Below are 15031 nucleotides of genomic sequence, written 5' to 3' on the forward strand. Positions count from 1 at the left end.
GTGGATTAAATAAAATACAAAATCTTGATTCGGTAAGCTGCGTTACGTTCCTAATGCACCCTACGAAAATTGTAGGTTATTAAATCCATGATCCTTACGTGTATACCGATGCTTCACCCCTACAGGGAAATACTCTGGATCGCCTGTGGGAGTTAGTGTAATTTGTGGCGTTTGGTATTCTGTTGGAACATAGTTAGCAAATTCACTGTTGAGGCGTAAAAGTTGGCTGAGAATAGAAGTTGCAATAACTTGCGTTCTTGCATCGTTAATTTCCTCCCCATGTGCTAATTCTACAACTACAGATAAATAACGATTTTTGTCTGCATCTTCTTTCACCTGCATAACAAATTTACCTGTTACCCAATCTTTAATTTCTGGCTGTTCTAATCCCACGGTGACATTTTCTGGGTAAATATTTGCGCCAAAGTAGGAGACTGTAAAATTAGAGCGTCCGAAAATGTAAACAAAAGGCAAAGGACGCACACCTCTACCACCACGAGATTGTAATTCAGTTATCGGGTCGAAACCATACCCGGCTAAAAATTTGAGCATGGCATCGTAAGTAATTACCCCGCCAGTATCCAAAATGTTGTAACGTACTAGGGGAATACCGTTGTCTCCAGAAAAGAGTAATGCACCATCTTTGACTTCAAAAAAGCGGGCAATTGGATCATACTGTACAAGGGTAGGTAAACGGGATTCCCCAAACAAAGTCCGCGCTGCTTCTGGATTTGCTGCTAGAAAACGACGAATACAGACACTTAAGGGTGTTTCGTTACCTAATACGCCTGCATCTGCTGTACCGTAGAGTGATGCAGAGTCATAGCAAAGATGTTGAAAACCAGCCCTTTCACCTACTAAACTACGCCATTCCTCACTAAATACTTCTCCCGCCATTACCAATTTTATATGATACTGCTGCCATTCAATTCCACGGTTGATACCAGTATCAATTACATCTTTTAGAAAAGGTGGGTATCCCAACAGCACAACCTGATCAAAAGCATTACCAAGTTCCTGTACTACGCGAAAGATTTCTTCTTTATTATTACCTGGGGTAATTACAGTGATGGGATAACCTTTGCTAGCAAGATAGCGACAACAATTGGTAGTGTACATCCCACCTACCCAAGTCCCCAAAGTGAAACAAATCACAGCGAGAGTACTTCTAGTGTCAGCAGCAAAACTGTCGTGAAATATCTGTTCAAAGCGAGTCGCAATTTGTAACTCATCTGTGAAGAAACGAGGCCAAAATGTGGGTTTTCCTGTGGAACCTGAAGAAACGGCAATCATATCACAGTTTTGTAGCTGTCCATAACGGCACAAGTTTGCTAGTGGGTGACGTAACAAATAATTTTCTTTAGTAATTAGCGGCAAACTTTGGAAATCTGTAAGAGTTTGGATAGACTCAGGATTTATTGCCTGTTCTGCCAAAAAATTTTTGTATGCAGGTACACTAGAAGCTACATCATGAAATAATGACACAACCGTGGATTCGATTTCAGTGTTGACATGCTGTTCTATTAGTGTATCTAAAGGAGTTTGTAAAAATTCTGTATATGCACCAATTGCTCGTAGTCGTTGAGATTCAGTATTCATAATTTTGTTGATGATTGGTTTTTCTTCCTTTCCTAGCCCCTCTTCCCAATTTTTAATTTTTAATTTTTAATTTTTAATTGTTTTGTCTCCTCCGTAATCACGGCTATCCTTGTTGTAGCTAATAATAAAACCCTTTATCAATTCTTCAGCACCATGCAAGTCTATTGCAGTAAGCAGCACGCCAATAATGGGAGTAACCGTTTTTGTACTCAGTGTGGTGAACCTTTACCTATTCATCAGGAAGAAATCATTGCCAAGCGTTATAAAATTATTAAACTCTTAGGACAAGGGGGTTTTGGGCGCACTTATTTGGCGGAAGATATGAAAAAATCTGCTCAAACGTGTGTGCTGAAGGAATTTGCTCCCCAAGTTGAAGAAGAGCAAAATTTAAAAAAAGCGAAAGAATTATTTGAGCGAGAAGCTAGTGTTTTAAAAAAACTCCAGCATCCTCAAATTCCCCGTTTTCACGCTTCATTGCAAGCCAATATCGGCAATCATGATTTTTTCTTTTTGGTGCAAGACTATGTGGAGGGTGAAAATTACCTGGACTTGCTAGAAGAACGTCTGAATAAAGGGCAAAGTTTTAGCGAAGAGGAAGTAATTACTCTCCTACAACAAATGTTACCTGTGTTGTCTTATATCCACTCCCAAAATGTAATTCACCGTGATATTTCTCCCGATAATTTGATTTGGCGACATGCTGATCAACTGCCAGTATTAATTGATTTTGGTGGTGTTAAACAATTACCAGCTTCTCAAGGTTTTTGGTTTACCCAGATGGGTGGAATACGCACCATATTGGGTAAAAAAGGGTACGCACCAGAGGAACAGCTACGGCAAGGAAAAGCTTTTCCTAACAGCGATTTGTACTCTTTAGCAGTAACAGCGCTGGTGTTGCTGACAGGAAAAGAACCACAAAAACTTTACGATAGCTATCAGGGTAATTGGTACTGGGGAAAGGAAATCAAAGTTAATCCTAACCTAGAAGCCGTGTTAAAAAAAATGCTGGCTTATAAACCAAGCGATCGCTATCAAAATGCTAATCAAGTCCTCAAAGATTTAAAATCACCGACTCCGATCAAATCTGTCAATCCCCATGTCACCAAACTCAAGACAATGGTAGTTGCACCAGGGCGAAAGGGCGTCAAAGCACTAGCGACAAGATTCCACAACAAAACTCAGGTGATCGCCCAAAACTTACCTTTACCTGTGTGGCTACGTCCTTTTGCTATGAGCATGGTTGGAACCACCGTAGTTGCTTTGACTTTTGTCGGTTCTTGGGCCCTAGTCAATGCCGTAATTCAAGGTGTATCATCAATTACTATTCCTACAATCACCCTCCCCAAATTACCTGATGGTTCCGATTCTCCTACTAAACCAGTGAGTAATCCTAACAACAAAGAAGGAACCCGCATCAGCCAAATTTTAGATCGCCGCGCCCAGCTACAAGTACCAGAAGGATTTTTTAATCAGATAGTTAATGAAATTTTTTATACTAACAATCCAGAATTAAAAGGGCGTTCCCTCACCTCTGACTCTCAAGATGAAGCATTACGTAAAGAGTGGTACAGTACAGCAGAGAACTTATTAAACAAAATAGAACAAGCTAAACTCAGTACCGACGCCCGTAGTCAACTGGGAAATTATAGCCGAAAAAACTTACAAACTTGGCGACAGCAAGCCCAAGAAGGAGAATTCGGAGACTATACCATCGAGAAACTTCAGACAGAGACAAATCGAAAATTTGACCGATTATTTCCGGGACAACGCCGTAGTAATGCGAAACTGGATCAGAATGCATTTGGTCAGATATGGTACGCGATCGCAGCCGATCAAGTCAGTAAACTAGAATCTGCAAATTAGGGATCGGGGATCGGGGATCGGGGATTAGGGAAAGGGGATCGGGAGAAAACACAACAAAAGTTCTTCCTTGTCTTCCTTGTCCTCCTTGTCCCCGATCCCTGATCTCCGCTCCCCAATCTCCGATGACAATTAGACAAATGACCATCAACGTTTATTGCTCCAAAGGACATGAAAACCCGTCTGCTAGTCGCTTTTGTTTACATTGCGGCGAAAAGCTGGATGCTGCAATTAATCAGGGTATCCAACCGGGTCAAACTTTGGGCGATCGCTATTTAATTGTGCGTCAACTTGGTCAAGGAGGGTTTGGACGTACTTATTTAGCTGAAGATATTAACCGCTTTCGAGAACTTTGTGTTTTAAAGGAATTTTCTCCCCAAGTTCAAACTGCTTATGTTTTAAAAAAAGCAGAAGAATTATTTCAAAGAGAAGCGACTGTTCTCTACCAGCTACAGCATCCGCAAATTCCCCGTTTTCGCGAACTGTTCCGCAGTAATTTTAATGGCAAAGAGTACTTGTTTTTAGTGCAGGATTATGTCGAAGGACAAACCTATAGTTCGTTACTAGATCAGCGTCTGCAAAAAGGTTTACGCTTCACAGAGTTAGAAGTTACTGAGCTTTTGCTACAAATTTTACCAGTACTAGGATATATACACTCTCTCAATGTCATTCATCGCGACATATCTCCCGATAACTTAATGCTTCGCAGGATTGACCAACTACCAGTCCTGATAGATTTTGGCGGTGTCAAACAAGTAGCAGCAGTTGTCGTTTCCCAATATTATCAACCAAATACAGGTGCTGTCACACCACCAGCTACCTTACTGGGGAAATTTGGTTATGCACCCCCAGAACAAATGCAAACGGGATTGGTAGAACCTCACAGCGACCTGTATGCTTTAGCAGCAACAGCATTAGTATTGTTGACAGGGAAACAACCATCTGAACTAATCGATGACAACACCCTTGCTTGGAAGTGGCGACGAGAAATAAGCCTCAGTCCTACACTAGGAATAGTGTTAGATAAAATGCTTTCTCCGATTCCGCAACAACGCTATCAAAGCGCCCAGCAAGTCCTGCAAGTCCTCAACCCACCCCCGTCCTATTATCCCCCAACTCAACCCCCAGCCCCCATCCGCATCCCAAAATCATCTACCGCAGCAACTCTAGCCGTTTCCCCTACTTCCCCTACTTCCCCTACTCCCCCCACCTCCCACACTCCTCACACCTGGTGGACACCAGACAAAATCATCTTGGTATTTTTATTACTGACAACATCTGCTGTCATCGCTGTGTGGGGAGCAAACAGCTTGCTTTTATCGCGTTTTGATGATACCAAACCACAGCCAACACCAACATTCAGCCCCACTAAGCAACCCCTTGATCCCCTCGCCCAATATTCCCCAGCAGAACGATCGCGCAAACAAAGATTACGCGATCGCCGTCAGCGTTTAGGTATTGATGAAAACTTTTATGTGAGTTTGGTAAATCAAATATTTTGGGAGAACAACCCTAGTTTGCAACGTCGCAGTCTCACCAATGAACCAACAGATGAACAATTACGGGCGCAGTGGGACAAAACTGCTGATCAGTTATTGCAAAAGCTCACATTGTTGAGTTCCGAAAGCAGACAGAAATTAGGTACCTATGGAGGAAGCGATCGCGATCGTTGGAAAGTTGAAGTGAATAACCTAAATGTATCAAGCCGGGCTTTATATGATTTAGGAGATGCAGCATTTTTTCAGCAATTTCCAGAACAGGAAAGCAAAAATTATATCGATCAGCCCATTGGACAAGTTTGGCACGCTTTCGTTGCTGATAAGCTCAACGCCATTATTGCTAGAAGTGCTTTCCAGAAGATTAATTTTGATCCTAACGCCACTAGCAAAACAGTTAGCGGTAATCTCCAAAGTTCAGCAGGTAAAGTTTTCATTGCTGATCTGCGCCAAGATCAGTTAATGGAGGTGAATTTAGCAGCAAATTCGCAAATTGTGTGGTCAATTTATTCGCCCACTGGGAAGTATGTATTTTTGGAAGATTCTAAAAAGCGATCGTGGTCAGGTAAACTCCCAGAAAGCGGATTTTACGAGTTTGTAATTGTGTCACGCAGTTCGCAGCCACTTTCATATCAACTAACTTTAACTGTAGAAAATCCTACTCCCATACCATCACCAACACCAAGCGACACCCCAACATCTGAACCTACGCCCACACCAAGCGATATAGTCACACCTACACCAGAAGCAACTTCTACACCATAAAAAATAGGCAGATGATCGAAGAAGACAAAAGTTAAAAATTAAAAGTTAAAATAAATATTGCATCCATCTTCTTTTTACTTAGTTTAACCGATTAAACTCTCTGAAAAAAAAGAAATGGTATTTTCATCAATGGTGGTGTATACAGTTCAGGATGGCTACTTACAAATTACTTTTCATCCAATTTTTAAAAGCTCTAATTGCTTGACTTCTACCAACACTTAGAGTTTGCTGGACATACTCATTAACTAATTCAATAATGGGGATATCTGGAAAATTAGGACTGAAATTAGCTTCTATATATTTTCCTTGTTGCAGTAGATTAATTTGTAATCCCTGCTGTGTATATCGCCAAAGTTCAGGAACTCCCAAAATTTCATAGTTATCAAAGTAAGTACGGGAAGTAATATCAATTTCTATTGCCAAATCTGGTGGGGGAACTATATTTAAATCTATGCGCTTTTTACCAATCACAGCAGCACAATTTTTAATATAAAAACAAGCATCTGGTTCCACAGCTTGCTTCATTAATTCATTCTTGAGAGTTGTTGAACCTAAAGACTCAAAATCAATTTCTAATTCTTCCAAAAGAATCTTTACCAAATCTCCTATAATTTCTTTATCTTTCTCATGTTCAGGCAAAGGAACCATAATTTCTAACCAACCGTTGCTATAAGCAATTCGTGCTGCACGCTTGTCTCCTAATTCTTCTAAAATATTTTCTAACTGCTGCCAACTAATATCTTTGAGCAACATTTGTTGACCTGGCTTGACAATAACTTGTTGCAGTTCTAAAAGCATAGAATTTCAGAGAGTATATTTCTCTACTGCTATATTTATATCTAAATTGTAATTTATGCTCTTTACTGCATTGGGCATTGGGCATCGGAATAAATTCTTCCTTGTCCTCCTTGTCTCCCTTGTCCCCCCACACTTCCCACACTCCAAGCACACCCCACACTCCCCACACTCCCCAATCCCTTACCCTGTAGCAATCTTAAAAATTTCTGCATTTATTTCTACATTTATGTAATAATCATAGTTCTGTGCATAAAAGCATAAGAATCTCTAGTCTTGCAGCAAATTTAAATTCCAAGAAGTAGCAAAATCAATCTTGGAGGCTAATTTCTCGTTAGTTGTTGTATAAGGTGGAAAGAATTGGAAAAGCAATCTTACCTCCCCGAGGAATTATCTTCGGTTCCTGTTGGCAGACACTGTATTCTGGAACTTTACGGCTGTCCAATCAGTTTACTTAATGACATCGGGTTCATTAGAGAGGCTTTGCAAGCAGCTGCTAAGACAGCAAAGTCTACTCTGCTCAAAGAGATATCATATCAATTTGAACCCTACGGAGTAACTGCATTGGCACTTTTAGCCGAGTCTCACATATCGATTCATACTTGGCCAGAAAACGGCTACATAGCAGTAGATGTGTTTACCTGTGGTCAACATACAAAACCGGAGAAAGCTTGCGAATATCTTGTAGAGGCTTTTCAAGCCACTAAGCATGTACTCATGACACTTCCTCGTGGTAGGTTTTCACCAAGTATTCAACCAACAATTAAAGAGTTGGAACAGACTCTGCTGGTGAATACATGATATTGGAAGTAGAGAGAATAATCTTATGCCAGGTAGCGAAGTCGGTGCAGATTTTTGGGTAAATGAGTACATCACTCCTTGGGATATTTATGCTCATGGAGTAACTGCGGTACTTGCTTACCAAAAAACTGAATATCAAGAAATGTACATTGTAGAAACAGGAACCTACGGTAAAGCCCTAGTCCTGGATGGCAAGTGGCAATCTTGTACTGGTGATGAGTTTTTATACCACGAGCCGTTGGTTCACCCTGGAATGATTTTTCATGGCGCACCACGTAAGGTACTAATTCTTGGTGGTGGCGAAGGAGCTACAGCAAGAGAAGTCTTGCGATGGCAGACAGTAGATAAAGTCGTGATGATTGACATTGATGGCGAAGTGGTGGAAGCTTGCAAGCAACACCTGAGCGAAATGCATCAAAACGCCTTTGATGATCCGCGTCTACATGTGGTAATCGCGGATGCACTCGACTTTTTGGATACCACAGATGAGAAATGGGATGTAATTATCTCTGACCTTAGTGATCCAATTGAGTCAGGGCCGTCATTTCAACTGTTTACCAAAGAATACTTTGAAAAAACCAGTCGGGTATTATCACCAAATGGTTTTTTTGTAGTGCAAGCAGGCCCGGTGTCACCAGGGGAATTAAATCTCCATGCGCGGTTGGCAAAAACGCTGAATGCGGTTTTTCCCAATGTGCAGTCCTACAGTAGCCATACCTGTACTTATGGCAGACCATGGGGTTTTATCCTCGCTTCACAGCTAGAGATCAACACCCAACCTGACCCAGAGAAGGTAGATTTGCTGTTGCAAGCAAAAACTAGTGGTGGATTCCGCATGTTTGATGGTGTAGCGCTTTTAGGTATGCTGCATTTGCCACTGCATTTGAGAAAGGCGATCGCCACAGAAACCCAAGTTTACACTCTCGCTGAACCTCCCAAATTTTTTGGTCAAGGTTCAGCGGTTCCTGTTCGGAATTAAAATCTGGAATTCGCAATTGCTGAAATTAGTTGCGAAGTTCAAATTCTTAAATCCCAATTATTTGGGGGTGTAGACTATGTCTCTCACCCCTTTTTTATTTGACAACTAATTGAGCTAATTATTAATTTATTAATTAAACATAATAAATATCAAAAAGCAGGTAAATAAAAACACATACAAATATTTTATTTTTCTAACTTGATTATGCGTTATAATATAATTTATTGTAAGAACCTCCGCAATTGTGTTGGAAAAATAGAGGTTTAAGCGCAAGAGTGTGAAAATTTGGGTAAAGTACTACTTCAACAATGTAAACGTCTATGACGTCTTTATGGTTTTTAGTCTGATGGTGCTATTCCTCACGGAACTTGAATTGAACATTGAGTTGATAATAGAAGATGGGACGCACTACCAAGGAAAATCTTGAAGGTAATCATTAATTGATTTAAGTATATATGCTTATGATTTTTGGAGAAAAACTTTGGCTGTGTCCTCTTAAATAGCCAAAAATTTATGTTTCGTAACATCCCCCAATAATACACACTAACTTAGTTCGGTTATCCGGCTACTAGCGGCAACACCAAACAAGGTTTTTAGCGTCACTATATATGTAGTTAAGTGTTGCAAAGGATTTTCGGCTATTAGATACTTTTTTGGCAAATGCACTTTTTTAGATTATAATGAAAAGCTTTATCTAGACCTCTTTACTCTCAGGTAAATTTGTCCTAATATTAAGTAAATAGAACTCATACTGACTTCGTATTGTGAGTGTCGTTGTCGGCGACTTAAAGAAAAGAAGAATTCTTGAAGATAGAGAACTTGTGTTTGTAGAGGTCTGAAAATCTAGAGATAGTAGGGGAACCCATCTAAGGAATTAACCGTCTTGACAGGTTCTAAAAACTAAAAAAAAATCAACCTTTTGTAGTAGTTTCCCAATATCTCCTAACGTCTACTGATATATGCACAATCTTTTCTAATTAGCCAGAACTATTAAGTATAAGTATTCTTTTGTGTTTGGAGTAGAGGAAAACGCACCAATGCCCACTGTTAATGCTGAACAAGAAAACACCAATGCCAAATTCACGGCTGATATGGTGCGAACCTATTTGCGCGAAATTGGTCGTGTGCCATTGCTAACCCGCGAACAAGAAATTGTTTATGGGAAGCAGGTACAGCAAATGATGACATTGCTGGATGCTAAAGAAGCTTTGGTGAAGAAATTGCGCCGCGAACCTAGCCTGGAAGAATGGGCTGTCCACGTGAAAAAAACCGAATCGGAAGTGAAGCAGACCGTCCAGCAAGGTAAGCGCGCAAAACAGAAGATGATCGAAGCGAATTTACGCTTGGTTGTGGCGATCGCTAAAAAGTACCAGAAACGCAACATGGAGTTTCTGGATTTGATTCAAGAAGGAACACTAGGATTAGAGCGTGGTGTAGAGAAATTTGACCCCACACGAGGTTATAAATTCTCAACCTACGCCTACTGGTGGATTCGTCAAGCAATCACCCGTGCGATCGCCCAACAAGGCCGTACTATTCGCTTACCCATCCACATTACCGAAAAGCTGAACAAAATCAAAAAAGTTCAGCGAGAACTCGCTCAAAAATTAGGGCGATCGCCATCTCCTGCGGAAATTGCTCAAGAACTGGAATTAGAACCCGCTCAAATTCGCGAGTATCTAAACATGGCCCGCCAGCCAGTCTCTTTGGATGTCAAAGTAGGCGATAACCAAGATACAGAACTGCAAGAAATGCTCGAAGATGAAGGCCAGTCACCAGAGTATTACACGACTCAGGAATTCTTGCGTCAAGATTTGAATAACCTGCTTGCAGAACTCACCCCCCAACAGCGAGAAGTATTAGCCTTACGCTTTGGTTTGGAAGATGGGAATGAAATGTCTTTGGCTAAAGTCGGTGAACGCTTGAATCTTAGTCGTGAGCGCGTCCGCCAATTAGAGCATCAAGCTCTGGCTCATTTGCGTCGTCGCCGCGCCAATGTTAAAGAGTACATTGCTAGTTAAATGATTGGTTTAGCACTATCGGCGACGCGCCTCCTGAACTCAGGGGGCGATTTTTTTCAGTTATCACTCATCAGTCATCAGTAAACATACAAATTTCAAAACTGATAACTGATCACTGTACAGACGCGAGGAACATCGCGTCTCTAACTATTAATTGTCAAAATCCGGAATCGAAAGATTTTATTTTGTATTTGCATATAGATGTACAAAATTGAGGTTTTCTTCCAGCAAAAGCGTCTTTTGTTTGAAAAATTACAAAATTTATAAGTATTTTAATTTTCTCTGACAATCATACTATTGAATTAGTCTATTAGGAGAAACTGCAATAGCTCAACAAATGGTAGTCTAGGATCAAAGATCAGTTCAAAATTAAAGAAAAAATTTATTTGTTGACAGAGTTTTTATCGGACAATATAAATCAACCCTTTGATGGAGTTTTGCCCCTTTAATACTTAGTTAAATTTGAACCAAAAGCCCAAATAAGTATTTTTTATTACAGGAGAAATAGGGTGCTTGAACACATGAACAAATTCCTTCCGCCCCGTCAGTATAGACTTCCCTTAATTGGATTACTACTTATTCTTGGTGTTGTTGGCGAGAGGAGCAAACCTGTGTTAAGTAACCAACTCGCTAGATTACATGTGCCTACAAGTCAGGAATTTGGTAATCCAACCACTACTTATAATTGGTTACAACGCAAGCCTACTGTTTCTTTAAAATCAACTCCTACTGAGAAAGAAATACGTTTACGGAGAGCGCTTGTAGCATCAAGTTCTACACCAAATCAACTGGATGTAGAAAATAAACTAGAAAATAAAACAGCATCTACACAATTGCTTGAGAATCCAGCACAAACTTACACATGGTTACAAGGAAATAATCGTCCTAACTCAGAAGCAGGAACATCCTTAAGCAACAAAATCGCAGTAGTAGATACGACGAAAAATCTTCAACAAAGCGGAACTAAAGCATCCACAAAAACAACACAAGTTTCCTCAAAATCCAAATTTCCGAAACAAGATGGTGTTTATCTTTACGGACAGTCACCCAAACCAGGACAGTTAGGACAAGGGTATATCGTATTTGAAAAGCGCCGGAATAAAATAATTGGTGCTTTGTATATGCCTAGTTCTGAGTATAGTTGTTTCAATGGAACGCTTAATTCCTCTGGAGAATTGGCGATGACTGTTAAAGGTTATGTTGGAGAAATTAGTCCATCCGAAATTGCGAATAGGAATGGTTTACCTCAAAGAAGTGACGAAGAACCTGATATTTACGGTCATTCGGTGGAATTGCAAGATTACTATCAAGTGAACTCAATCACTGGTAGCGATCGCCAAATTTTAAAGACGTGTAAAACTAATTAATAAAGCTATTAGTATTGCATATTGTGAACCTCTAGCTAGACGTGAATACTCAAATGCTGGAAAAATTTATACAAAAATTATGAATATGAATCCTGAAATTTTCATAATTCATAATTCATAATTTATTGAATCACCATTTCTATTTGCTGAGATTATTTACCTGCTCAAGAAGTGCCATTACATCACTACGACTGAGTTTTTCTCTACCATCAGCGATCGCATTGAGAGTCCCATAAGCCAAACTGAGGGGAATTTGGCAAAAGTCTAAAGTTGGACCAACACTAAGAGCTTTGGTATAGGCTTCTGCTAAGACTAGATTGCGACGAGCGTATACTTGCATGTTTTCTGCACTCCAACCGCTGGGGAAAAAATTAACGTCACGGGCTAAATCTTCTTTATGGTTACGGAGAATGTTAACTGCTTGTAGACCTCTACCAAATCCCACAGCATAAGTACGATTGGTCTGTGTGCCATCATACCAAGTCCACAAATCAGAAAGTAACAAGCCAACTGCACCAGCAACCCCAAAAGTATAGCGGTCTAAATCAGACTCTGTATGAATTTTCCAATTTCTTTCTGCCCAATATGCCATCCTGTCTGCCATCGCTCCAGTTGCATCCCAAATTCGTGGAGCGATAGTCTCAGGTGCGAGTAGCGCCCATTCCCTAATTCTAACGCTGACTTCTGCTAATAATTTCTCGTGAGAACTAAATCCCCCAGAGAAAGCATCGATCGCAAAACCATCAACCGCTGCTTGTAATGTTAAGCTAATTGACCGCAAAATCTCTGCTTTGGTCTGGTTATCGAGTTCTGGATGGTCTTCAATTTCATCAATGGCTCGCATACACAGATATGCTGATGCTACTGCTTCTTGTAATCCTCGTGGCAAACGGCTAATTGGAATATAAAACGTCCGACTTGTTTGTTTTAAAATCTCCAAAGCCTCTGTCATTAAATCCATTTCCGCATACCTGTGATCGTGTTTGACCATACTAAAAGGTTGAAATTTTTGATGATTTGACTGAATCTTTTTCACTAACAACTTAATAACTTTATTTGCAACTGTTTATTTTGAAAAGTTGGTTAAAATTGTGTAATTTTTTGTTCACCATTAAAACAAAAAAGTTTTGATTGAAATTAATAGCAGGCATTTACGCCATAGAAGCTTCCATAGCGTGGCATTTGGAAGACAATTGTTTCATTAAATCGAATAATTGTCATCCAAACGCTTTATTTCCAATAAGTCAAGCAAATAATTTTTGATATTGACCCAGAGCTATTAAAGGAAAATATTGTTGATAGAGGTGATACTTGAGATAAAAATGACTAGGGAAGCCAGTACCTGTAAAATCGGCTTCATCCCAACTACCATTGGGCAGTTGAGTTACGAGTAAATAGTCAATTCCCTGCTCAATTGCTGGTTTGGCAAAATTGCCAGTTGCTCTACCTGCTGCCATCAATCCAATTAAAGCCCAAGCTGTCTGAGATGCAGTGCTGCGTCCTTTCCCCTTCAGACTCGGATCATCGTAACTACGACAAGTCTCACCCCAACCACCATCTGAGTTTTGACAACTAACTAACCAAGCTGCACCCTGTTCTATGCTGTGGCGGTGAATTTGAGGAGCAACCAAAGATAAAGCAGCCAAGACACCACTTGTACCGTAAATATAATTAACTCCCCAACGACCAAACCAACAGCCTTCTGACTCTTGCTCATTTAAGAGATATTTAATGGCACGTTGTTGATTATATGTGTCAATTGATAGCTGACAGCTGCCCAACATTTCTAATACTCTGGCGGTGACATCCGCTGTGTTGGGGTCGATCATCGCTTTCAAGTCACCGTAAGGAACTTGATTTAGCCAATCTTGATCATTGTCTAGATCAAAAGCAGCCCAACCACCAGCTTTACACTGCATCGACGCCACCCAATCTACAGCCCGAACCATAGCTTGATATTTGAGTTTTTCGTTCGGAAGTTCGACCTGATTTAGCGCCATGACTACGACAGCCGTATCATCTACATCAGGGTAAAAGCGATTGTCAAATTCAAATGCCCATGCACCTGGTTTACCTTGGCGATTTTTTACAGTCCAATCACCGTAGTCAAGAATTTGCTTACTTAATAACCATTCACCCGCTTGCACTAAAGCAGGATGATTTGGTGATAAACCAGAATCAACAAGTCCTCTAATTGCCCAAGCTGTATCCCAAACTGGGGAAACACAAGGCTGGACTCGGTAGGTGTCCGGTGTTTCAATGGCAAAGTTATCGACAGCTTGTAATCCTCGCTCCACAATTGGATCGGCTGGGTTGTAATCTAAACAGCGCAAAGCTAGCAGTGAATTGAGCATAGCAGGAATAATACCACCCCAGTCACCTGTGGCTTCTTGGCGCTCTAATATCCATTTTTCAGCAGCTTTGATACCTTTGGCACGAAAAGGAACTAAATTCAAGTTTTCAGCCAGTTTTAAACCAGAGTCAAGGGTAAGAAATATATCTCCCCAGTTACCATTACGGGGTAATTCATACTTGACTTTTTCTATGCCTTCTGCATATAACTCATTTAGGTTGAAAGCTGGATCAACTTGAAAAACTGGTTTGCGATCGCACACAATCAGCAATGGTACAGTGCTTGATCTTGCCCAACTGGACATTTCGTAGATGTTGAAGAAAAAATTCTTACTCAGCAACATTACCCAGGGTGGTAACGAAGGAATACCCTGCCAGCTATAGCAACCAATCAGCGCTAGATGTAACTTTGTAAAAATACGAGTCCGACTAATGCCGCCTCGCTCTAGAATAAACTTTCTGGCTTTGATCATGGCTGGGTCGGTTGGAGGTACACCCAAGAGCCTCAATGCCATGTAAGCTTCTACCGATGTACTTAGTTCTCCGCCATCATCGTAAAAAAGCTCCCAGCCACCATGTTGTCGTTGTTGAGAACGCAGATATGTTTCTACTTTGTGCAGGGGTCGAGATTTATCTGTTCCCCAAATTTTATGAAGGAGAACAACCTCCGCAGTAATGGTGACGTTAGATTCTAACTCAGCCCACCAATAACCTTGAGGGTTTTGAATCGAAAGTAAATAGTTCTGGCTAGCAGCGATCGCATCTGGTAGTTTTGATGCGGTCACTCTGTCTTGAATTTGCATGAAACACTTCTCACACTACACTAAAAAAAAGAGGAGTTCGTAGTAAGCACCAAGCGTGCTTAGATGAGGACTAAAGTCCCGACTACAAACTGATCAAAATTAATCAAACAAACCACTATTTATACTTTTCAGTAGATTGATGGTAAATAAATCACCAAGTAAATATGGTCATTTTTATCATTGGTAAAGACTC

Annotated in this window: 11 protein-coding genes; 6 read left to right on the forward strand and 5 right to left on the reverse strand. The window is 40.5% G+C overall.

Going from position 1 to position 15031, the window contains the following annotated elements:
* Nucleotides 1–60 precede the first annotated feature (60 nt).
* A complete protein-coding gene (locus ACE1AT_RS15875) occupies nucleotides 61–1599 on the reverse strand; it encodes a phenylacetate--CoA ligase family protein (protein ID WP_374869946.1) in 1539 nt (512 codons plus the stop codon).
* A gap of 153 nt (nucleotides 1600–1752) precedes the next feature.
* Between ACE1AT_RS15875 and ACE1AT_RS15880 the strand changes: the two genes are divergently transcribed.
* Nucleotides 1753–3462: a protein kinase gene (locus tag ACE1AT_RS15880; protein ID WP_374869948.1), complete on the forward strand. Its 1710-nt coding sequence runs from the start codon at nucleotides 1753–1755 to the stop codon at nucleotides 3460–3462.
* A gap of 137 nt (nucleotides 3463–3599) precedes the next feature.
* Nucleotides 3600–5720: a protein kinase gene (locus tag ACE1AT_RS15885; protein ID WP_374869950.1), complete on the forward strand. Its 2121-nt coding sequence runs from the start codon at nucleotides 3600–3602 to the stop codon at nucleotides 5718–5720.
* Nucleotides 5721–5879: 159 nt separating this feature from the next.
* Here the strand turns inward: ACE1AT_RS15885 and ACE1AT_RS15890 are convergent, their stop codons facing one another.
* Nucleotides 5880–6518, reverse strand: a complete 639-nt coding sequence (locus ACE1AT_RS15890; protein WP_374869952.1) for a Uma2 family endonuclease — start codon at nucleotides 6516–6518, stop codon at nucleotides 5880–5882.
* A 62-nt stretch (nucleotides 6519–6580) separates the two neighbouring features.
* Nucleotides 6581–6730 carry a hypothetical protein gene (locus ACE1AT_RS15895; RefSeq protein WP_374869954.1) on the reverse strand — a complete coding sequence of 50 codons (150 nt, stop codon included), beginning with the start codon at nucleotides 6728–6730 and terminating at the stop codon, nucleotides 6581–6583.
* Between the two features lie 145 nt (nucleotides 6731–6875).
* Here ACE1AT_RS15895 and speD point away from each other — a divergent pair, with 145 nt between their 5' ends.
* The 4 genes from speD to ACE1AT_RS15915 all read left to right on the forward strand — a co-directional run bounded on the left by speD (nucleotide 6876) and on the right by ACE1AT_RS15915 (nucleotide 11683).
* Nucleotides 6876–7316 (forward strand): adenosylmethionine decarboxylase, encoded by a 441-nt coding sequence (gene speD, locus ACE1AT_RS15900; RefSeq protein WP_016863460.1) that lies wholly within the window; start codon nucleotides 6876–6878, stop codon nucleotides 7314–7316.
* Nucleotides 7317–7341: 25 nt separating this feature from the next.
* Nucleotides 7342–8295, forward strand: coding sequence for a fused MFS/spermidine synthase (locus ACE1AT_RS15905; RefSeq protein WP_374869956.1), 954 nt, complete (start codon nucleotides 7342–7344; stop codon nucleotides 8293–8295).
* Nucleotides 8296–9332: 1037 nt separating this feature from the next.
* Nucleotides 9333–10316: an RNA polymerase sigma factor, RpoD/SigA family gene (locus tag ACE1AT_RS15910; RefSeq protein ID WP_374869958.1), complete on the forward strand. Its 984-nt coding sequence runs from the start codon at nucleotides 9333–9335 to the stop codon at nucleotides 10314–10316.
* Nucleotides 10317–10825: 509 nt separating this feature from the next.
* Nucleotides 10826–11683 carry a hypothetical protein gene (locus ACE1AT_RS15915; RefSeq protein ID WP_374869960.1) on the forward strand — a complete coding sequence of 286 codons (858 nt, stop codon included), beginning with the start codon at nucleotides 10826–10828 and terminating at the stop codon, nucleotides 11681–11683.
* Nucleotides 11684–11822: 139 nt separating this feature from the next.
* Here the strand turns inward: ACE1AT_RS15915 and ACE1AT_RS15920 are convergent, their stop codons facing one another.
* On the reverse strand, nucleotides 11823–12644 hold the full coding sequence (locus ACE1AT_RS15920; protein ID WP_374869962.1) for a squalene/phytoene synthase family protein: 822 nt from the start codon (nucleotides 12642–12644) through the stop codon (nucleotides 11823–11825).
* Nucleotides 12645–12927: 283 nt separating this feature from the next.
* Nucleotides 12928–14838, reverse strand: a complete 1911-nt coding sequence (shc, locus tag ACE1AT_RS15925) for a squalene--hopene cyclase (RefSeq protein ID WP_374869964.1) — start codon at nucleotides 14836–14838, stop codon at nucleotides 12928–12930.
* Nucleotides 14839–15031 lie beyond the last annotated feature (193 nt).

The organism is Pelatocladus sp. BLCC-F211 (genome assembly GCF_041928655.1).
Taxonomy (GTDB): Bacteria; Cyanobacteriota; Cyanobacteriia; order Cyanobacteriales; family Nostocaceae; genus Pelatocladus.